We start from the raw sequence: 21355 nt of genomic DNA on the forward strand, positions 1-21355 counted from the left end.
GGACGCAGGCAGGACCCTACACCTTCATGTCGACCACGATCCGGCTCATCTCGTCGCTCGCCTTCAGCACGCGGGCATTGGCGGCAAAGCTGTATTTGGCGACCAGCTGGCTGATCATCTCCTGCGCGAGATCGACGTTCGGCGCAGCGACGAGACCGTCACTGTTGGCGAACGGTGCCGACGGGTCGTAGCTCGCCGATGTCCCATTGCTGGCCTTGGTGATGGTCGCCTGCGTGCCGCCGCCGGCGACGTCGCTCTGCACCAACTCCAGCGGCACATAGGCCTTCGGCGCCCCCGAAGGCACGTTGCCGTTGGCGTCGGGCAGCGCGCCCGTGCTCCTGGCATTGGCGACGTTCGCGGCGGAGACCTCGAGCCGGGTCGAGGCGGCCTTCATGCCGGAGACTGCGATGGTGGCGATGGGGCTCATGGGGCGGCAGCTAAGCCTGGAGCGTGCGAAGCAAGCGTCAAGACGGATGAAGACATTCGAACGACCGGCGCAACGCTTCGTTGACCATCGGCGGCCTCATCTGCGGCGTCTTCACCGTGGATTGCTCCTGAAGGCGCTTACTGCCGGCCGCGCCGCGCGGTATTTTGCCGAGCAAGGAGTTCCCTCATGGCCAAAGCTGGCGCGAAGGCAGCCGATTTCGATTTCCACGCCAGGTCGCTCGCGGCCGGGCTTGCCAAGGGCCGGATGCCGCGGCCGACGCCGGAGATCGAACGCTTCCTCCTCGACAATTCCACCGAGATCTTTGCCGCGGCCGAGGGCGTCTGCCGCAACATGCCGCCGGACGGCGACGACGAGGTGCTCGGCATCGCCTATCTGTTTCTGCTGCAGATCCTGCTGGCGGGGCTGAACCAGCGGGTGAGGCGCGGCGCCAAGGATGCCGCCGATCTCATCGCGCGCTTTCAGTCCGATCTGGCCGAGCGGGCCGAGGCCGGCGAGATCGACGGCACGCTGCTGGCTTATCTCGGCGGCGCGCTGCAGCAGGCCGGCATCGCCGCCTCGCCCGAGCTCACCGCGGTCTCGGCCGAGCTTGGCGGCGGGGACGGGGACGAGATGCTGCCGTCCGACATCGTCTCGACTCTCGACGAGATCCTCAAGGCCTGCGACGGCGATTCGTTCCAGGTGGTGTTCTCATTCGCCGAGGGGGGCCACCTGCTCCCCGACGACGCCAAGATCGCGCTGGCCATTCATCTGGTGCAGTCCGAGCGACCGGATGCCCGTGCCGCTGCGGTCCTGTTCCTGCAGAGCGGCAGCCCGGCTGTGCGCAAGGCAGCGGCCGCGGCGTTGGTGGAGCAGATCTCGACCTTGTCCCCGGTCGACCTCCGGCGCGTCATCGCGATGCGCAACTGGCGGCCGGAAGGTGAGCGCGCCGCCATCGACGCCATCATTCACAAGGCCCGCGCGGCCGGCGTGGCCTGTGCATCCTGGCCGAAGGGCAGCGCCGACACACTGAAGTCGAGCGCGATCGACGGCTCAGGCGCGCAGCTTTTCATCGCGACCTCGCCCATTGACCGCAAAACGAAGCGGGTGTCGACGATCTTCACCCGGACCGGCATTACCGAGGCGATGACCAGCCCGCCGCAGCCGCTTCGGGCCGTCAAGGAGATGATGGGTCTGGGAATCCAGGGCCCGCTGCTGGACGTGAGCCGGGCCTACGTCGACCGCATGGTCGGGCATCATCTCGGGCTCACGATCAAACGCGGCGAGGTGCCGCCGGCGGGGCTGCTGCAGGTCGCGGAGACGATTGGCGGCGCGGATTGGCAGCCGGCCCGGCTGGATTGTCGCGAGGTCTTGAACGAGCTCATCGCCGACCTGCCGGAGGAGTTGCGCGATCCCGCAGATGTCGCCCTCGCGCTCGCCGACAGCGACGACATCTTCGAGCTCGACGACATCCAGGACTCCTGGTTCGAGGACGATGCCGAGCTGGAGCAGAAGGTGAAGAGCTCCAGCGGCCGTGCGCGCGCGAAGCTTCCCGCCAAGCTGCTGCTGAACACTGGCGCGATCGGCGCGCAGCGCGCGCGCTGGGCCGAGCTGTTCGTGATGACGGCGCTGTGGTTGCGCGAGCGGCCGCGTGACCAATCGTCCGGCTGGGCCGATCTCGTCGTGGTCGCACGCGCCGTGCTCGACGGTCACGACCTCGGCCAGATCGGGCTGATGCGCGCGATCGCCGAGCGGACTGTCGAATATCTCGCCGAGGACGACGACGATCTTCAGGACGATCCGTTCTGAGCCTCGCGTAACAGCGCTAGGGCGTCTGCAACGTCCTCGGTCGAGCAGACGAGCACGTAGTTGCCGTGCGCGGCGGCGCCGCCGCCGGTCATGATGACCGCGCGCTTCGGACACAGGCCGAAGCAGCTCGTCATGATGACGCGCGGCGGCTTGCCGCCTAAACCGACCGCGTGTTTCGTTGCGCGCTTGATGGCCTTCTTGAGGCCCTTGGCGTCGTCGCTGCGGCCGAGACATTTGCGGCAGACGAACACGGGGGCAGGGCGGCGCGGGCTGATGAGGGTGGGGAGGGCCATGCCCGTTCAGCTAGGCGGCGGCGCCATGCTCGACATCCCCTGGGGATGCGCAGCCGCCGTGCGGAAGCCGGGGTTCCGGCCTCCCCGGTTTCGTCAGAGCGGGGTGAAGTGGGCTATTGCCCATGCTCGGAGCATATGATCTGGTCCGCGGGAGGCAGGTCGGCTCGCCCTGGGGATGGCCCTGGGACGTCAGTTCCCGATGCCGCGACGGCCTGCCATAGTGCCTGCCGATGCCGGTGATGCGCGGCGCGTGGATGGATGGAGGAGAGCACTCGGCGTCATGGCGGGCGACAATGAGAAATCACGGCTCGACGATGCCGCGCGCGCCGGATGGCTGTATTTCATCGCCGGCCACACCCAGGACGAGATCGCCCGGATGCTGCAGGTGTCGCGCGCCTCGGCGCAGCGGCTGGTGTCGCTGTGCCTCGCCGAGCGGCTGATCACGTTCCGGCTCGAGCATCCCATCGCCTCCTGCATGGCGCTGGCGGCACAGCTCAAGGAACGGTTCGCGCTCGTCCATTGCGAGGTGGTGCCGACCGATCCGGCTGCGCCCACCGGGTCTGCGGGGATCGCCGAGCGCTGCGCCAACCTGCTGGAGACGACCCTGCGCGCGGAGACGCCGGTCATCATCGCGCTCGGGACCGGGCGCGCGGTGCGGGCCGCGGTCGAGCGCGTGTCGCCGGTCGACCGGCCCGAGCACCAGATCGTCTCGCTGGTCGGCAACATCCTGGCCGACGGTTCCGCCAGCTTCTTCGATACCGTGGGAAGGCTCGCCGACCGCACCGGCGCCCGGCATTATCCGATGCCGCTTCCGTTCCTGATGGGCACCGAGGACGAGCGCGACCGCATGGTCCGGCTCGACGCCATCGCCAAGGTCAAGGCGGTCGCCGACAAGGCCGATCTGAAGCTGGTCGGCATCGGCCAGATGGACCAGAAGGCACAGATGCATGTCGACGGCTTCGTCACCCGCGACGAGCTCACCGAGATGATGCGGCTTGGGGCCATCGGCGAGATCACCGGCTGGGCCTACGACGCCAAGGGTATCGTGATCGATGGCGGCACCAACCGCAGGCTCACGAGCATCCCGCCCGAGGTTCCGGCCCGCGCGATGACGATCGCGGCGGCGGTTGGACCTGCGAAGATCCCGGCGATCCGTGCCGCACTGACGGGGCGGCTGATCAACGGCCTGATTACCGACGAGGCCACGGCGCGCGCCATCCTGGCTTGACGTCGCCCAACTCTCTCCTCCCGTCATTCCGGGGCATTCGTGCCAGCGAATGAGCCCGGAATCCACAACCCCAGGCCGACGTTTCGAGACGAGATGCCCACGACAAGTGTGCCCCGCACTCCTCCCTGTGGGTATGGGTTCCGGGCTCGCGCTTGCGCGCGCCCCGGAACGACGCGTGGGGAGAGAGGCGCCATGTTCAAAGGTACTTCAATCGCCTGGTAACACCTCGCCGCGCCGCACAACCTGTGGGCGCCGACTCATGCTTGACAAAGTCTGACCGTTGTTGTGAACATCAGCCCAGCCCGTGAGCATATGTTCAAAAGACACGGGAAGGGAGGACACCGTGAAGACCATCTTCACTCGGACGAGCATGCTTGCCGTCCTGATGGGCGCCGCCGCGCTGACCGCCGCGCCCGCACTGGCCGAGACGACCCTGACCATCGCCACCGTCAACAATGGCGACATGATCCGGATGCAGGGCCTCACCGGCGAATTCACCAAGGCCAATCCCGACATCGCCGTGAAATGGGTGACCCTGGAGGAGAACGTGCTGCGCCAGCGCGTCACCACCGACATCGCCACCAAGGGCGGCCAGTTTGATATCCTCACCATCGGCACCTACGAGGTGCCGATCTGGGCCAAGAAGAACTGGCTGGTGCCGCTCGACAAGCTCGGCGCGGACTATGACGCGGGCGACATCCTGCCCAAGATCAAGGATGCGGTCTCCGTCGACGGCAAGCTCTATGCGGCGCCGTTCTACGGCGAGAGCTCGATGGTGATGTACCGCACCGATCTGTTCGACAAGGCCGGTCTGAAGATGCCGGAGAGCCCGACCTGGGACTTCGTCATCAATGCAGCGAAGAAGCTGACCGACAAGCCCGGCGGCGTGTTCGGCATCTGCCTGCGCGGCAAGGCCGGCTGGGGCGAGAACATGGCGTTCCTGACCGCGATGTCGAACTCGTTCGGCGCGCGCTGGTTCGACGAGAAATGGCAGCCGCAGTTCAACACGCCGGAATGGAAGACCACGCTGACGACCTATGTCGAGCTGATGAAGGAGGCCGGCCCTCCCGGCGCCAGCTCGAACGGCTTCAACGAGAACCTCGCGCTGTTCAACTCCGGCAAATGCGCGATGTGGATCGACGCCACCGTGGCGGCGTCGTTCGTCACCAATCCGAAGGAGTCGAAGGTCGCCGACAAGGTCGGCTTCGCGCTCGCGCCGAACACCGGGCTCGGCAAGAACGCCAACTGGCTGTGGGCGTGGAGCCTCGCGGTCCCCGCCGGCTCGCAGAAGGTCGAGGCGGCCGAGAAGTTCATCGCCTGGGCGACCAGCAAGGACTATCTCAAGCTGGTGGCCTCGAAGGACGGCTGGGCCAACGTGCCGCCGGGCACGCGCACCTCGCTCTACAAGAACGAGGAGTATCTGAAGGTCGCGCCGTTTGCCAAGCTGACGCTGGCCTCGATCGATGCCGCCGATCCGAACAAGCCGACGGTGAAGCCGGTGCCCTATGTCGGCGTGCAATACGCGGCCATCCCTGAATTCCAGGGCATCGGCACCGCTGTCGGACAGCAGTTCTCCGCTGCGCTCGCCGGCTCGATGACGGTCGATGCGGCGCTGGCTGCGGCGCAGTCGTCAACCGAACGCGAGATGAAGCGCGCCGGCTACATCAAATAGGCGCGCCAAGGTTATCAGCTCGACCAGAAACTCCTCCCGAGCTGATCACTGGCGGCCATCCCTCCCCACAGGGATGGCCGCATTTTCTCTCCGCTCCAAAAGAACCGTAGGGTGGGCAAAGCGCAGCGTGCCCACCGTCGGGCGGCGAACCGTGAGGCCGGTGGGCACGGCGCTGCGCGCCTTTGCCCACCCTACGCAAACTCACAGTCGTCATTGCGAGGAGCGAAGCGACGAAGCAATCCAGAATCCCGCCACGACTCTGGATTGCTTCGCTTCGCTCGCAATGACGGCGTTGTTCATCGAGCAAGGCGGATAGCGACCATGGCCACCAGACAGACGCAAATCCTGGCTCGCGCGCTGCTGTCGCCGGCAGTCATCCTGTTGTTCATCTGGATGATCGTGCCGCTGGCGCTGACGGTGTACTTCTCCACGCTGCATTACAGCCTGCTCGATCCCGGCTCGGAGCGCTTCGTCGGCCTGGAGAATTTCGAATACTTCCTGACCGATCCAGCCTTCCTCGCGTCGCTGCAGAACACGCTCGTGCTGGTCGGCTCGGTGCTGCTGCTGACGATCGGCCTCGGCATTCCCTTGGCGATCCTGCTCGACCAGCCGGTGATCGGCCGCAACATCATCCGGCTGATGGTAATCGCGCCCTTTTTCGTGATGCCGACGGTCAGCGCGCTGGTGTGGAAGAACCTGCTGATGCATCCGGTGTCCGGCCTGTTCGCGTGGATCGCGACCTCGCTCGGGATGACGCCGATCGACTGGTTCACCAACGCGCCGCTGCTCGCCGTCATCTTCATCGTCGCCTGGCAATGGCTGCCGTTCGCGACCCTCATCCTGCTGACCGCGCTGCAGTCGCTCGACGAGGAGCAGAAGGAGGCGGCTGAGATGGACGGCGCCAGCGCGCTGTCGCGCTTCATCTACCTGACCGTGCCGCATCTGGCGCGCCCGATCACGGTGGTGATCCTGATCGAGACCATCTTCCTGCTCACGGTGTTCGCCGAGATCTTCGTGACGACCGGCGGCGGGCCTGGGCTGCAGACCACCAACATCGCCTTCCTGGTCTACTCGCAGGCGCTGATCCAGTTCGATGTCGGCACGGCCTCGGCCGGCGGCCTCGTCGCGGTCGTGATCGCCAACATCGTCGCCTTCTTCCTGGTCCGCATCGTCGGCCGCAATCTGGAGGCGTGAGCCATGGCGCGCAAGGTCACCGGACGACATGTCGCGATCTCCACCGTAGCCGCGTGGCTCGCCGGGTTCGTGATCTTCTTCCCGATCCTGTGGATGGTGTTGGCGAGCTTCAAGACCGAGCTGGAGGCATTCGCGACGCCACCATCGTTCCTGTTCTTCCACTGGACCACCGAGAACTACGTCACCGTGCAGGAGCGCAGCGACTATCTGCATCACGCGCTGAACTCGCTGATCATCGCCGGCGGCTCGACGCTGATCGCGATGCTGATCGCCATTCCCGCCGCATGGTCGATGGCGTTCTCGCCGACCAAGCGCACCAAGGACATCCTGCTCTGGATGCTCTCGACCAAGATGATGCCGCCGGTCGGCGTGCTCGTGCCGATCTACCTGATCTACAAGAACATGGGCTTGCTCGACACCCGCAGCGGGCTGGTCTTCATCCTGTGCCTCGGCAATCTGCCGATCGTGATCTGGATGCTGTTCACCTACTTCAAGGAGATCCCGAAGGACATCCTCGAAGCGGCGCGGATGGACGGCGCCACGATCGGGCGCGAGCTGATCTACGTGCTGACGCCGATGGCGATCCCTGGCCTCGCATCGACCATGTTGCTCAATTTGATCCTGGCCTGGAACGAGGCGTTCTGGACCTTGAACCTGTCGACCTTGAACGCCGCGCCGCTGACGACCTTCATCGCCTCCTATTCGAGCCCCGAGGGCCTGTTCTGGGCGCGACTGTCGGCGGCCTCGACGCTCGCCATCGCGCCGATCCTCATCATCGGCTGGTTCAGCCAGAAACAGCTCGTCCGCGGGCTGACCTTCGGCGCTGTGAAGTAACGGAAGGGCTTTCATCATGGGACGGATCACGCTGGAAGGTGTGCAGAAATCGTTCGGGCCGGTCCACATCATCAAGGGCGCCGATCTCGACATCCCCGATGGCGCCTTCGTGGTGTTCGTCGGTCCCTCCGGCTGCGGCAAGACCACCTTGCTGCGGCTAATCGCGGGGCTGGAGGACGTCTCCGGCGGCCGCATCCTGATCGACGGCAACAACGTCGTCGACGTGCCGCCGGCCAAGCGCGGCCTGTCGATGGTGTTCCAGTCCTATGCGCTGTACCCGCACATGAGCGTGCGCGGCAACATCGCCTTTGGCCTGAAGATGGCCGGGCTGCCCAAGGCGGAGATCACCCAGAAGGTCGAGGCGGCGGCGGCGACCTTGAACCTCACGCCCTATCTCGACCGCAAGCCGCGCGAGCTCTCCGGCGGCCAGCGCCAGCGCGTCGCGATCGGCCGCGCCATCGTCCGCGAGCCCAAGGCGTTCCTGTTCGACGAGCCGCTGTCCAATCTCGACGCCGCGCTGCGGGTGCAGATGCGGCTCGAGGTGACACGGCTGCAGAAGCAGCTCGGCACGACCGCGATCTATGTGACCCACGACCAGGTCGAGGCCATGACCATGGCCGACAAGATCGTGGTGCTGAACGCCGGCCGCATCGAGCAATATGGCTCGCCGATCGAGCTCTATCAGCGCCCGGCCAATCTGTTCGTCGCCGGCTTCATCGGCTCGCCGAAGATGAACCTCATCACCGGCGCGGAAGCGGACAAGCACAAGGCGACCACGATCGGCGTGCGGCCGGAGCATGTCACGGTCGTCGATGACGGCGGCGAAGGCTGGCCCGGCAAGGTCGTGATCGCCGAGCATCTCGGCAGCGACACGTTTCTTTATGTCGACGCGGGCGCGCTCGGCACGCTCACGGTGCGCGTCGTCGGCGAAAAGCGCCTCAGCGCCGGCGATGCCGTGACGCTGCGGCCGGAGCCGAACCGCATCTACCGCTTCGATGCCAACGGCCATTCGATCTTCGCATGAGAGGCGACGTCCCCTCCGGGCGTCAATGACAACAACGGACCACGACGATGTATCTGGAGAAATTCAAGCTGACCGGCAAGACGGCTTTGGTCACTGGCGGCGGGCAGGGCATCGGCCTCGCCTGTGTCGAGGCGCTGGCCGAGGCGGGCGCGCACGTCGTGATCGCCGACCGCGATGCCAAGGCGGCGGCGGACGGGCAGGCGGCGATGAAGGCCAAGGGCCTGGACACCGAGACCGCGCTGATGGACGTCACCAACTCGGCTCAAGTCAACGAGGTGGCCGACGATCTGGTCGCGCGGTACGGCAGCGTCGACATCCTCGTCAACAATGCCGGCATCGCGCGCAGCGAGACGCCGGCCGAGACCGTCACCGACGAGCATTGGCTCAACGTGCTCGACGTCAATCTCAACGGCACGTTCTGGTGCTGCCGCGCCTTCGGCCGGCACATGCTCGCGGCCAACAGCGGCACGATCGTGAATATCGGCTCGATGTCGGGCTTCATCGTCAACAAGCCGCAGGAGCAGTGCTTCTACAACGCCTCCAAGGCCGCGGTGCACCATCTGACCAAGTCGCTGGCCGCCGAATGGGGCGCGCGCGGCATCCGGGTCAACGCGGTCGCGCCGACCTATATCGAGACGCCGCTGAACGCCTTCGTGAAGAGCAATCCGCGCATGTACGACGCCTGGATCGGTGGAACCCCGATGGCGCGGATGGGGCAGGTCGAGGAGATCGCCTCGGTGGTGCTGTTCCTGGCCTCGGAAGCCGCAAGTTTGATGACCGGCAGCGTCGTCGTTGTCGATGGCGGCTACACTTGCTGGTAAGCTCGCGTCAAAATTGACGGGAGCGAAACATGGTCAAGGCCTTTGTTGGTGTCGATGTCGGCACGACCAGCACGCGCGCCGGGATTTTCGACGAAACGGGGCGCCTGCTTGCCGCGGCGCGGCATCCGATCCAGACCTGGCATGAGGCCGGCGACGTCGTCGAGCAATCCTCCGACGACATCTGGCGCGCCTGCTGCGCCGCCGTCAAAGCCGCGGTCGCCGAAGCGGCGATCGCTCCGGACCTGATCAGGGGCATCGGCTTCGACGCGACCTGCTCGCTGGTCGCGCTCGATCCAACGGGCGCGCCGGTCACCGTCAGCAGCTCCGGCGCTGCAGCGCGCAACGTCATCGTCTGGATGGATCACCGCGCCCTGACCGAGGCGCGCGACATCAATTCCACAGAGGACGAGGTGCTGCGCTATGTCGGCGGCTCGATCTCGCCGGAGATGGAGATGCCGAAGCTGCTCTGGCTGAAGCGGCATCTGCGCAGGAGCTTCGACGCGGCCGGGCATTTCTTCGATCTCGCCGACTTCCTCACTTTCCGCGCGACGGGCTCGCTGGCGCGCTCGATGTGCACCGTCACCTGCAAGTGGAACTATCTCGCCCATGAGACGCGCTGGAGCGCAGCTTATTTCCGTCGCATCGGGCTCGACGATTTCGTCGCCGAGGACTATGCGCGGATCGGCACCGAGATCGTCGCGCCCGGCACGCCGCTCGGCCGCGGCCTGTCACACGACGCGGCGGCAGAGCTCGGGCTGATCGCCGGCACGCCGGTCGGCGCCGCGCTGATCGACGCGCATGCCGGCGGCATCGGCGCAATCGGGGGCCGTGCCGCCGATGGCGGCGATGTCGATGTCTGCGATCGCCTCGCCTACATCATGGGGACCTCGGCCTGCATCATGGCGACGACGCGGGCGCCGTCCTTCGTGCCCGGCGTGTGGGGCCCTTATTATCAGGGCATGGTGCCGGGCTTCTGGCTCAACGAGGGCGGCCAGTCCGCCGCGGGCGCCGCGATTGATCACCTGCTGCGCTCGCATCCGGCGGCTGCAGAGGCGACGGCCGGGGCGCGCGCCGAGGGGCTCGATCTGATCAGCTTCCTGGAGCAGCGGATCATGGCGCGCTCACCGAATGTCGGCGCGGCCGCGCAGCAGGCGCGCGACATCCATATCCTGCCCGAGTTTCTCGGCAACCGTTCGCCCTATGCCGACCCGGACTCGCGCGCCGTCATCGCCGGTCTCGATCTCGATGCCGATATCGCCGCGATGGAGCGGCTGTTCGTTGCGGGCTTGTGCGGGCTCGCCTACGGCCTGGCCGACGTGATCGACGCCTTCGCGGCCAACGGCGTGACCAGCCGGACCCTGGTCATGGCCGGCGGCGCCTCGCGCAGTCCGCTGGTGCGTCAGATCATGGCCGATACGACGGGATTGACGGTGGCGCTGCCGGGGACCCAGGAGCCTGTGCTGCTGGGCGCCGCCATGCTCGGCGCGGTCGCCAGCGGCGCCTTCCGCTCGATCGGCGACACGATGGCCTCGATGTCCACGCTCGGCCGCCTGAGCGATCCGACCGATCCTGACATCGCGGCCTTCCATCGCCGCAAGCGCCGCATCCACGGCCTGCTGCGGACGCTTGATCGCGACAGTCGTTCCGTGATGCATGGCGCCGATGGGGAGGCATGACCATGATCCTGAGCTGCGGTGATGCGCTGATCGATTTCGTCCCGGCCAAATCGGCCGATGGACGCGATGTGCTCCGGCCGGTGGTCGGCGGCTCCTGCCTGAACGTGGCGGTCGGAATGGCGCGGCTGGGCGCGCCGACCGGCTTCGTCGGCGGCATCTCGACCGACCTGTTCGGCACCATGATCGCGGCCCATGCGCAAGGCTCCGACGTCGATCTCGGCTATGCCACGCGTAGCCCGGACCAGACGACGCTGGCCTTCGTCCGCCATGTCGGCAACGAGGCGCAATACGCCTTCTACGACGCCGAGACCGCCGCCCGGAAATGGACGTACCGGCCGGGCAGCATCCCCTTCGCCGAGATCGACGCCATCCATGTCGGCTCGACGACGCTGATCCATGACCAGGGCGCCCGCGAAACCCGCGCCTTGATCGCCGCGACCGGCGGCGCCGTGACGATCTCGTTCGATCCGAACTGCCGGCCGAACCTGGTGCAGGACAAGGCCGCCTATCGCGCGCAGATGGATGATTTTGCCGCGAGCGCCGACCTGATCAAGATGTCGGATGTCGATTTCGACTATCTGCATGGTCATGACGACTACGCGCCGCGGGCCGCGGCCCTGCTGGCGCGCGGCACCGGCCTGGTCGTCGTCACCTGCGGCCCCAAGGGCGCGCTCGGCTGGCACGCGCTGGCCGGTCCGGTCGAGATCGCCGTCCCCACGATCGAGGTGGTCGATACGATCGGCGCCGGCGACACCTTCCAGGCCGGGATGCTGTTTGCGCTCCGCAAGCTCGGCCGGATCGGCCGGGAGTCGCTCAGAGGTCTGAGCCAGGCCGAACTGCGCAAGGCGCTGACCTTTGCCGGCGCGTGTGCGGCCGTCACCTGCACGCGGGAGGGCGCCGATCCGCCGCGCTGGGACGACATGGCTGCAACCTGGGATCGCCTGGGCTGAAGCACCCCATTGCACTCCGCATTGGGAACTGGTTGGCTGTTTCTCCGTCATATGAGAGGACCGGCAGCCGGCGCGAGACCTCGCACCGGCTGGCACGGCCCCCGCCGAAAACATGACGCGACAACGAGTTGCAGGGAGGAGAAACATGGCAACAGCCGCCAGGACCGAACCGCTGTCCCGTCACGCGCTGGCCTTCGTGTTGGCCGGCGGCCGCGGCAGCCGGCTGCTGGAGCTGACCGACCGGCGCGCCAAGCCCGCCGTCTATTTCGGCGGCAAGTCGCGCATCATCGATTTCGCGCTGTCGAATGCGGTCAACTCCGGCATCCGGCGCATCGCGGTCGCCACGCAATACAAGGCGCACAGCCTGATCCGCCACCTGCAGATGGGCTGGAATTTCTTCCGCCCCGAGCGTAACGAGAGCTTCGACATTCTTCCCGCGAGCCAGCGCGTCTCCGAGACGATGTGGTACGTCGGAACGGCCGATGCGGTGTATCAGAACATCGACATCATCGAGACCTACAACACGAAGTACATCGTCGTGCTGGCCGGCGACCACATCTACAAGATGGACTACGAGCTGATGCTGCAGCAGCATGTCGACCAGCGCGCCGACGTCACCGTCGGCTGCCTGGAGATGCCGCGCGAGGAATCCTCGGGCTTCGGCGTCATGCACATCAATGAAGACGACACCATCCGCGACTTCATCGAGAAGCCGGCCGACCCGCCGCCGATGCCCGGCAAGCCCGACAAGTCGCTCGCCAGCATGGGCATCTACGTGTTCGACGCCAAGTTCCTGTTCGAGGAGCTGAAGCGCGACGCGGCGGACCCGAACTCCAATCATGATTTCGGCCGCGACATCATTCCCCACATCGTCAGGAACGGCCGCGCCGTCGCGCATCAGTTCTCGCGCTCCTGCGTCCGCGGCGGGCCCGACAAGCAGAGCTATTGGCGCGATGTCGGAACGGTCGACGCCTATTGGGCCGCCAATCTCGACCTGACGGATGTGGTGCCCGAGCTCGATCTCTACGACCGCTCCTGGCCGATCTGGACCTATTCGGAGATCACGCCGCCGGCCAAGTTCGTGCATGACACCGATGGCCGCCGTGGCGAAGCCACCTGCTCGCTGGTCTCCGGCGGCTGCATCGTCTCCGGAGCCCAGGTGCAGCGCTCGCTGCTGTTCACCGGCGCGCATCTGCACTCCTATGCCAAGCTGCAGAACGCGGTGCTGCTGCCCTACGTCAACGTCGCCCGCCACGCGCGGCTGACCAACGTGGTGGTCGATCGCGGCGTGCAGATTCCGGAAGGGCTGGTGGTCGGCGAGGATCCGGAGTTCGATGCCAAGCGGTTCAGGACCACGGAGACCGGCGTGACCTTGATTACCCAGCCGATGATCGACGGGCTCAATTCATGACGTTGCGCGTCCTCTCGGTCGCGTCCGAGGTCTATCCTCTCATCAAGACCGGCGGTCTCGCCGATGTCGCCGGCGCGCTGCCATGGGCGCTGATGGCCGAGGATGTCGAGGTCCGGACGCTGATCCCCGGCTATCCCGCAGTGATGGCCGCGCTGGAGCAGCCCACCGAGATCAGCTCGCTGCCGAATTTCTTCGGCGGCAATGCAAGACTGCTCGGCGGCAGCCATGGCGCGCTGGACCTGTTCGTGCTCGATGCCCCGCATCTCTACGATCGCCCGGGCAATCCCTATCTCGGGCCGGACGGCAAGGACTGGCCTGACAACGCGTTCCGGTTCGCGGCGCTGGCCCGCGCGGCATCCTATATCGGGCTCGGCGCCGTGCCGGCCTTCGTGCCGGATGTCGTTCACGGCCACGACTGGCAGGCCGGGCTCGTGCCGGCCTATCTGCTCTACAGCCACCGGCCGCATCCCGGCACGGTCATGACCGTGCACAATCTCGCGTTCCAGGGCCGCTTTCCCCGCCACTTCCTGCCGCCGCTCGGCCTGCCGCCGGAATCCTTCTCGATCTATGGCCTCGAATATTACGGCGACATCAGCTTCCTGAAGGCGGGACTGCAATTCGCCGACAAGATCACGACGGTGTCGCCGACCTATGCGCGGGAGATCCAGAGCGACGAGCACGGCATGGGCCTCGGCGGCCTGCTGCGCCAGCGCTCGTCGGACCTCGTCGGCATTCTCAACGGCATCGACACGGCCGTATGGGATCCCGCCAGCGATCCGGACATCGCCTCGCATTTCGGCATCGAGAAGCTCGAGGCCCGCGCGCCCAACAAGGCCGCGCTGCAGACCCGCATGGGCCTGCAGGTGTCGCCGGAGACCTTCCTGCTCGGCGTCGTCAGCCGGCTGACCTCGCAGAAGGGGCTCGACCTCCTGCTGTCCTGCCTGCCGACGCTGACCGGCAGCGGGATTCAGCTGGCGCTGCTTGGCGACGGCGAGGCCGAGCTGCGCGAGGCGTTCCGGGCCGCGGCCGCCAACAGCCCTGCGCAGATCGGCGTCGTCATCGGCTATGACGAAGGCCTCGCCCATCTGATTCAGGCCGGCTGCGACGCCCTGGTGGTGCCGTCGCGGTTCGAGCCGTGCGGGCTGACGCAGCTCTGCGCGCTGCGCTACGGCGCGCTGCCGATCGTCACGTCGGTGGGCGGCCTCGCCGACACCGTGATCGACGAGACCGAGGCCGGCGTCGCCGCGACTGGATTCAAGTGCAGCGCGGTCACGGCGGAAGCGCTCGACCAGACCCTGCGCCGCGCCGCCGCCGCCTTCTACGCCGCACGCAGCAACGCCTCGAACTGGACCCGGATGCAGCTCAACGCCATGCTGACCGACGTCTCCTGGCGCCATCGCGCCGGCCGCTATGCCGATTTGTACCGACAGATCGTCGCGCAGCGGAGGCCGGCGGGCTGAGCGCAACCAGTGCGGCTCGCGCTGTCCTAACCTCTCCCGCGAGCGGGGAGAGGGAGCGCACCGCCATCGTGGCCACATCACGGGTCAAATCGCCATTGTGGAAGCCCCGCGCAGCGTTGAGCTGATGCCGTCAGCGTCGGCCGCCGCCACCACCGCCGCCTCCACCGCCAAAGCCGCCTTGTCCGCCGAAGCCGCCGCCTCCCGCGGGAGGAGGACCGCCGGGTGATCCGCCAAACCCGGGCGGGTTTGGCGCGCCTCCGGGATTGGATCCGCCGGGCGGGGACATGCCGCCGTCCCGACCGGGTCCAGCCGGGCCTTGGCCGCCCGGCGCTCCCGGACCACGCGCTCCGCCCGGATTGTTCGGACCGCCCGGCCCCTGCATCGGCCCCTGGCTGCGCGGCGGGGCTTGCGGGCCGCTGACCGACTCGCCCGGGAAGCGGCTGACCGCCTGCACCGCCTCGACGCGCAGACCGCCCGCGCCGTCGGGCACGGCATCGACCACGACGCGCGTCTCGCCGGACGGCTGGAAGCGTGAATTGTCGCGCGCGACATAGCCCGAGCCGAACCGCAGCTCGTTGTCGACCCGCAGGACATAGCCTTCGACCAGAAGCCGGCTCGCGCGCGCGAATTCCTTGAGATCATCGGGCCTGATCCGCGCGACCTGCATCATGCCCTGCGCCACGCGGCCCTCGGCCTGCACGCGCCGGCCGACAAGCGCCTGGTCGACGCCGGCGAGGCGCAGTCCGCCGATGGAGAGGCCGCTGCGATCACGCACGACCAGGCCGCTGATCCGGCTCGCCGTGGCGGTCCGCGGATCTACGAGGCTCGCGACGATCACCCCGTCGCTGCGCCGCAGGCCGAACACCGCGACATCGGTGCCGACCTTCCGCCAGCTCTCCTGGCCCGGCGAGACCACGGTCTGTCCGAGCACGGTGAGCTCACCCGGCCTGACAGCCTCGATCGGCCCGGCGACCTCGCTGACGACGTCGATGCGGGCGGTGCTCAGGGTGCCGCCGGCATCGCGCCGGGCCAGCACGCGGGCAAGCTGGCCGATCTTGAGCGCTTTCACGGATGCCGCTTCGCCGTCGATCCACACCGGCACGTTGGGCGCATAGCTGACGCGCTCGCCATTGACGAAGATGCTGCCGAAGCGCTGGATCACGCCGACGATGCCGGTGCCGCCCATGCCCTGGTCCTGGCCGCCGCTGATGCCGGTGCCGCCGAGGCCCTGGTCGTTGCCCTTCCGCGTCTGTCCCCAGGCGAGCGCCGACGAGCCGGCGAGCCACAGGCCGGTGAGCAGCGCCCGGCGCGAGAGGAGCGGCGGTCGGGTCACGATTGGCCGCCCCCGCCGGGCGGGTCCTTCGGCTCTTCCAGATAGATGTAGACGCCGAAATTCCAGCGCGCATCGCCGCCCTTGTCCTTGGCGAGCGCGCGGTTGGCTTCGCGGTTGGCGGTCTTCAGCGCCTCCATCGCGAGCTCGCGGGAGCGCGCTTCGAGCCGCCTGGCGAGCTTCGGCGACAGCCCGTCATAATGCACCGCGCGCTCCATGAAGCGCGGCGCGGGCTCGGACACGTTGGCGGCCGCGGCGGCGATGTGGTCATGCAGGTTGCGGCCGAGATAGTACCATTTGCGATCGTCGTCGCCGCGCGGCACGAATCCGGTTTCGGCGAGCACGATGTTGTCATCGGCGTCGATGGTGACGAGATTGCGGTCGAGCCATTCGTCGAGCACCGCGCGCGGCCGCACGTCCTTGGTGATCGCGGCGACCAGCGCCTCGAACGACGGCGCATCGCCCTCGGCGGTGCGCGGCAGCGGCAGCGGATCGCCCTTGGCATCGGTGAATTCCGGGGCGGCGAGCCAGTGCGCGATGATGGCGCTGGTGCGCGACAACGTCGCTGGCACCACGTTGACAGGTGCGCCGGCACCGCGCAGCCGCGCCACCTCCTTGCGATGGATCCCCGTGAGCAGGCTGACGCGGCTGTCGGTCTGTTGCTTGCCGTCCAGCGCAAAGTCGTGCTCGGCGACATTCACGAACAGCTCGCGCAGCAGCTGGGCCAGCGCCGGAAACGTGATCCCGCTGCGGATGCAGAGACGCACGAGCGGACGCAGCAGCCGCGCCAGCGGCGCGTGCAGCTTTGTCGCGGCCAGCGGCTCATGCGCTGACGGCGTCGAGTTCGGGACGTCGGGGCTCATCACGGAAACTTTAGCATGGCGGACGTGGGACACAATCCCACTTTTTTCGAGCGACGGATTGACGTGTGAAAAATTCCCACGTAATTGAGGCCCATCTGACCACGGGAACTTCACGATGTTTCCCCATTCGGTACGCGAGCCACTGTTTCGCCCAGCGAACGCCGGGCCTTGTGTTCGAAACGTGCACATTCTGGTCACCAGGTCGCTCGGGATGGTCCAGCGATCCAAACGATCGTCGACCGCCCCCACGATGCCGAGCCTCTCCCTCCCTGCTGCGAGGATTCATGTCAGCCCCCTGTGAGCCTGATCGCGTCCCTTCGGTTCTCCACGTCTTCAAGGTCTATTATCCCGACCTCTACGGCGGCACGCTCTCGGTGATCCGCGACATCTGCGCCGGCGTGAAGCACGCCTTCGCGGCGTCCGTCCTGGTCTGCTCGAATGCCGCGCGTCCGCGCCAGGAGCACCTCGACGGCGTCAGCGTCGAGCGGGTGCATTCCTTCGGCGATGTTCTGTCGCTGCCGGTGGCGCCGACCTACCCGGTGCGGCTGTGGCGCCGGATCGCAGCACATGACCTGGTCGCGCTGCATGCGCCGTTTCCGCTGGCCGATCTCGTGTTCGCCGCTGGTCTCGGCGGCAGCCGCCCGCTGGTGGTGCATTGGCATGCCGACATCGTTTCGCATGCATGGCTGCGCTGGCTGATCGAGCCGCTGATGCGCAGGACATTGCGGCGGGCCGAGGCGATCATCGTCTCGGACCAGGCACTCGTCGCCAGGACTGCGCTGCTGACTGAATTCGCCGACAAATGCGTCGTGGTGCCGTTCGGAATCGATCTCTCGAAATTCGCCGGGGCGCCTGCTGTGCCCGCGCAGCACGGCGCTGCGCCGCCGCTGGTTCTCGCCTGCGGCCGCCTCGTTCGCTACAAGGGCTTCGACGTGCTGATCCGGTCGGCCGCCGATCAGGACTTCCGGGTGTGGATCGTCGGCGAGGGCCGCGAGCGCCCGCATCTCGAGCAGCTCATCGACAGCCTTGGCCTCGGCGACCGCGTGCGATTGCTCGGCTCGCTGTCCGACGAGGAGCTGCGCCATGCGATGCGCTCAGCCGATGTGTTTGTGCTGCCCTCGGTCACCGCGGCCGAGACCTTCGGCATTGCGCAGCTGGAGGCGATGGCCGCCGGCCTGCCCGTCATCAACACGTCGTTGCCGACCGGTGTGCCGCATGTCGCACGCGACGGCATCGAAGCGATCACGGTCGAGCCGGGCGATCCGGTGCAGCTGGCCGGCGCCATCACGACGCTGCTGGCCGATCCCGAGCGCCGCCGGCGCATGGCAACAGCAGCCCGCGCCCGTGCCGAAACTGCCTACTCGACGGACAACTTCAGGCAGGGCATCGAGCGCGTCTATCGCCGGGCGATCGTCGCGCATGGCATTGTAAACTCGGCGCGGCCGCAGCGCGGCGGACTGCTCGAACCGGTCCGGATCGCGGCTGCGCTGGCCTGGTCCGACATGCGTCATCGCTACGTCCGCTCGCTGCTGGGACCGTTCTGGATGTCGATCCAGATGGCGATCATGGTGGCGGTGCTCGGCTCCGTCGTCGGCCATTTCAGCTCCGCCGGCATGCTGTCGCATCTGCCGATGCTGGCCCTCAGCCTCACCGCCTGGACCTTTCTCAACAGCGTGGTGCTCGACGCAACCACCGCGCTGCAGGTCTCGGCGAGCCTGATCAAGGACAGGGCGCTCTCGCCGATCGTGTTCCTGTTGCAATGCTGCTTTCGCCAGCTGCTCTTCGCGCTTCACAATGCCTCCGTGCCGCTGCTGCTGTGGCTGCTGCTCGCCCCGATGGATGTTGCCGGTACGCTGAAGGCGATGCCCGGCCTCGTGCTGTTCGTCGCCTGCACTTTTGCGCTCAGCCTGGTGCTCGGCGCGCTCGCGACGCGTTTCCGGGACCTCAAGCCAATCATCGAGTCGAGCCTGACGCTCGCCTTTCTGGCCTCGCCGATCGTGTGGTCGCCGGAGATGGTCGACCGCGGCTCGTTCATCATGCGGTTCAATCCGCTCACGCATCTGTTCGCGATCTGGCGCGATCCGCTGACCACCGGCCAGGTGCCCGCAGCCAGCGTCCTCTACGTCGTCGTCGTCCTCGCCGTCCTCGGCCTCGCGTGCGTCGCCGCCATCGGACATCTGCGCAAGGCCGCGTTCTGGATCTGAGCCATGGCAAGAATCCGTCTGAACCAAGTCTCTCTCGATTACCCGCTCTATGGCGCCTACGATTTCTCGATCAAGCGCCGGATGCTGGATCGTCTCGTCGGAGACGCCGATGGAACGCGAACGATCCGCGCCATCGACAACATCTCGATCGAGGCTTCGTCGGGAGCGCGCATCGGCCTGTTCGGGCCGAACGGCTCCGGCAAGTCCACCCTGTTGCGGCTGGTTGCGGGCGTTTATCCCGCGACCTCCGGCCGCATCGAGATCGAAGGTGAGGTCATGCCGCTGCTCGGCCTGTCGGCCGGCGCCAATCTCGATTTCATCGCGGACGACAACATCAGCCTGCTGCTGCGGATCAGCGGGCGCAGGCCGACACCCGAGATCATCGATGAAATCTGGGCGTTCACCGAGCTCGATGAGCGTATGCGCCGCATTCCGCTTCGCATGTTCTCGTCGGGAATGTTGATGCGCGTGTTGTTCGCCACCGCGACCGCGTTTCCCGCCGACATCCTGCTGCTCGACGAGTGGCTCAGCGTCGTCGATGAGCAGTTCGCAGCCAAGGCCGAGCAGCGGCTGCTCAAGCTGGTCTCGGCGGCCGCGATCGTCGTGCTCGCCTCGCATGACCAGGGGCTGCTGCATCGCATCTGTAACGCGATCGTCCGGCTCGAACGCGGCCGTGTCGTCGCGACGGTCCCGGTCACTTCGTCATCCACGGCGCGCGCCCATCTTCAGGAGATTTGTGCATGACACGGATTCTGGTCGTCAGCGAGGCGCTGGGGGAGCCGAACCACAAGCGCGGCATCTTCCATTTCACCCGCGAGCTGCTGCGCTCGCTCGCCAACGACGGTCACGAGCTGACCTTGCTGGTGGAGACGACCCGGCGCTATCGCAAGCTGCGCAAGCGTCAGCAGCAGGCCCGTCTGTTGCCGTCGGAGTCCCGGCTGATCGAGCTTCTGGCGCTGTATCGGTTCCTCGACGAGGCCGACATGAACGCGCAGTCGGCGCGTGGCGGCTTGCGCCAGACCATCGACTGGTTTCGAAGCCGCGTGACCGTATCAGTCTCGTGGGAGTTCTGCCTCTGCTTCATGCGGGCCATGGGCCTGCCGCGCCCGCGCCACCGCTCGATCGAGAACCGGACCCGCGGACTGGAATACATCCCGCCAGACTTGCGTCATCTCGAGCTGTTTCGCAGCTTCCTGCTCGAGCCCGGCTTCTACAGCTATCAGGATAGTTCGGCGTTCTTCCGGCTGCCTCCGCCACGCATCGACGCACGCGGCTACGACATCATCCTGGTCGACACGCCGACGCGGGTCGCGGTCAGGCGTGATCCGGAAGCGCGCGTGATCTGCGTGGTTCACGATCTGCTGCCGCTCACCGATCTCAAGCTGAGCGACGCCGCAACGCAGCTGTTCCTGTCGCGGCTCGCGACCAGCGTCGAGCAGGCCGACGAACTGGCGTTCGTGTCGAACTACAGCCTCGAACGATTCAGGGAGCTGATGCCGCACCATGCGCATCGGCCCGCGCGCGTCGTCTATCCGCGAACCCGCTTCGACGACGTTCATCCGGTGGCGGCGCAGGCCCCCCGCACCGAGCGGCCGACCTTCGTCGTCATCGTCTCTGCGGAGCCGAGGAAGAATCTGGAGGCCCTGACCCGCGCCTTTCGCCGGCTTCCGCAGGCGGACCTGGTCGTGATCGGCTATGCGGGAAAGGCTCAGCGGGCAGGTGGCCTGCCGCCCAACGTCCGCTTTGCCGGCTATGTCGATGAGCAGGACAAGCTGACGCTGATCGCGGATGCGCATGGCCTGATCATGCCGAGCTTCGCGGAGGGATTTGGCGTTCCGATCATCGAGGCGCTGGCCGCGAATACTCCGGTGCTGTGCTCGGACATCCCGGTGTTTCGTGAAGTGGCGGGTGATCTCGCGGAGTATTTCGATCCCTTCTCGACCAGCTCGATTTGCGATGCGGTCAATCGGGCGCTGCTTCAGCAGGACGATTGGCGCCAGAAAATCGCCGAGCGGCGGGGGGAGCTGGCGGCGCGGTTCGGTCATCACAGCCAGGCGCGCGATCTGCTCGGACCACCGGCAGGCGCGCCGGCCGCGGGCGGACGATCGACGTCTGAGACGCCGTTAGCCGGGTCCGAGCGTCTGGCGACCCAGGTGGTCTGA

Annotated in this window: 18 protein-coding genes; 14 read left to right on the plus strand and 4 right to left on the minus strand. The window is 67.0% G+C overall.

Features of this window, described 5'->3' with window-relative positions:
• Positions 1-16 precede the first annotated feature (16 nt).
• Positions 17-427, minus strand: a complete 411-nt coding sequence (locus QQL87_RS16265; protein WP_284419924.1) for a flagellar basal body rod protein FlgC — start codon at positions 425-427, stop codon at positions 17-19.
• Positions 428-613: 186 nt separating this feature from the next.
• On the opposite strand from QQL87_RS16265, the gene QQL87_RS16270 reads away from it, so the two are divergent.
• Positions 614-2233: a Y4lR C-terminal helical domain-containing protein gene (locus QQL87_RS16270; RefSeq protein WP_284419926.1), complete on the plus strand. Its 1620-nt coding sequence runs from the start codon at positions 614-616 to the stop codon at positions 2231-2233.
• Here QQL87_RS16270 and QQL87_RS16275 read toward each other — a convergent pair.
• Positions 2215-2526, minus strand: a complete 312-nt coding sequence (locus tag QQL87_RS16275; RefSeq protein WP_284419927.1) for a hypothetical protein — start codon at positions 2524-2526, stop codon at positions 2215-2217. The genes QQL87_RS16270 and QQL87_RS16275 overlap by 19 nt on opposite strands.
• A gap of 280 nt (positions 2527-2806) precedes the next feature.
• On the opposite strand from QQL87_RS16275, the gene QQL87_RS16280 reads away from it, so the two are divergent.
• The 10 genes from QQL87_RS16280 (at position 2807) to glgA (ending at position 14796) form a co-directional block, all read left to right on the plus strand.
• Complete coding sequence (locus tag QQL87_RS16280; protein ID WP_284419928.1) at positions 2807-3754, plus strand: sugar-binding transcriptional regulator; 948 nt, start codon at positions 2807-2809, stop codon at positions 3752-3754.
• 370 nt (positions 3755-4124) lie between these two features.
• Positions 4125-5426: an ABC transporter substrate-binding protein gene (locus QQL87_RS16285; RefSeq protein WP_284420047.1), complete on the plus strand. Its 1302-nt coding sequence runs from the start codon at positions 4125-4127 to the stop codon at positions 5424-5426.
• 321 nt (positions 5427-5747) lie between these two features.
• On the plus strand, positions 5748-6620 hold the full coding sequence (locus QQL87_RS16290) for a carbohydrate ABC transporter permease (RefSeq protein WP_284419929.1): 873 nt from the start codon (positions 5748-5750) through the stop codon (positions 6618-6620).
• Between the two features lie 3 nt (positions 6621-6623).
• Complete coding sequence (locus tag QQL87_RS16295; protein ID WP_284419930.1) at positions 6624-7454, plus strand: carbohydrate ABC transporter permease; 831 nt, start codon at positions 6624-6626, stop codon at positions 7452-7454.
• A 16-nt stretch (positions 7455-7470) separates the two neighbouring features.
• The gene (locus tag QQL87_RS16300; protein ID WP_284419931.1) at positions 7471-8478 is read left to right on the plus strand and encodes an ABC transporter ATP-binding protein; all 1008 of its coding nucleotides are present in this window, start codon (positions 7471-7473) and stop codon (positions 8476-8478) included.
• 47 nt (positions 8479-8525) lie between these two features.
• Positions 8526-9299 (plus strand): SDR family NAD(P)-dependent oxidoreductase, encoded by a 774-nt coding sequence (locus QQL87_RS16305; RefSeq protein ID WP_284419932.1) that lies wholly within the window; start codon positions 8526-8528, stop codon positions 9297-9299.
• Positions 9300-9328: 29 nt separating this feature from the next.
• Positions 9329-10975, plus strand: coding sequence for an FGGY-family carbohydrate kinase (locus QQL87_RS16310; RefSeq protein WP_284419933.1), 1647 nt, complete (start codon positions 9329-9331; stop codon positions 10973-10975).
• Positions 10976-10977: 2 nt separating this feature from the next.
• Positions 10978-11925 carry a carbohydrate kinase family protein gene (locus QQL87_RS16315; RefSeq protein ID WP_284420048.1) on the plus strand — a complete coding sequence of 316 codons (948 nt, stop codon included), beginning with the start codon at positions 10978-10980 and terminating at the stop codon, positions 11923-11925.
• A 145-nt stretch (positions 11926-12070) separates the two neighbouring features.
• Positions 12071-13336: a glucose-1-phosphate adenylyltransferase gene (glgC, locus tag QQL87_RS16320; protein WP_284419934.1), complete on the plus strand. Its 1266-nt coding sequence runs from the start codon at positions 12071-12073 to the stop codon at positions 13334-13336.
• Positions 13333-14796 carry a glycogen synthase GlgA gene (gene glgA, locus QQL87_RS16325; RefSeq protein ID WP_284419935.1) on the plus strand — a complete coding sequence of 488 codons (1464 nt, stop codon included), beginning with the start codon at positions 13333-13335 and terminating at the stop codon, positions 14794-14796. Before glgC ends, glgA begins: the two co-directional genes overlap by 4 nt.
• A 130-nt stretch (positions 14797-14926) precedes the next feature.
• Here the strand turns inward: glgA and QQL87_RS16330 are convergent, their stop codons facing one another.
• Together QQL87_RS16330 and QQL87_RS16335 are read right to left on the minus strand one after the other, a co-directional pair.
• Positions 14927-16129, minus strand: a complete 1203-nt coding sequence (locus QQL87_RS16330; protein WP_284419936.1) for a DUF5666 domain-containing protein — start codon at positions 16127-16129, stop codon at positions 14927-14929.
• Positions 16126-16989, minus strand: a complete 864-nt coding sequence (locus QQL87_RS16335) for a DUF6502 family protein (RefSeq protein ID WP_284419937.1) — start codon at positions 16987-16989, stop codon at positions 16126-16128. Before QQL87_RS16335 ends, QQL87_RS16330 begins: the two co-directional genes overlap by 4 nt.
• A 284-nt stretch (positions 16990-17273) precedes the next feature.
• Here QQL87_RS16335 and QQL87_RS16340 point away from each other — a divergent pair, with 284 nt between their 5' ends.
• The 3 genes from QQL87_RS16340 to QQL87_RS16350 are packed head-to-tail and all read left to right on the plus strand — an operon-like array spanning position 17274 to position 21355.
• On the plus strand, positions 17274-19193 hold the full coding sequence (locus tag QQL87_RS16340) for a glycosyltransferase (RefSeq protein ID WP_284419939.1): 1920 nt from the start codon (positions 17274-17276) through the stop codon (positions 19191-19193).
• Positions 19194-19196: 3 nt separating this feature from the next.
• On the plus strand, positions 19197-19937 hold the full coding sequence (locus QQL87_RS16345; protein WP_284419940.1) for an ABC transporter ATP-binding protein: 741 nt from the start codon (positions 19197-19199) through the stop codon (positions 19935-19937).
• Positions 19934-21355 carry a glycosyltransferase family 4 protein gene (locus tag QQL87_RS16350; protein ID WP_284419941.1) on the plus strand — a complete coding sequence of 474 codons (1422 nt, stop codon included), beginning with the start codon at positions 19934-19936 and terminating at the stop codon, positions 21353-21355. The genes QQL87_RS16345 and QQL87_RS16350 overlap by 4 nt, the downstream gene beginning before the upstream one ends.

The organism is Bradyrhizobium sp. SSBR45G (assembly GCF_030159255.1).
Taxonomy (GTDB): Bacteria; Pseudomonadota; Alphaproteobacteria; order Rhizobiales; family Xanthobacteraceae; genus Bradyrhizobium.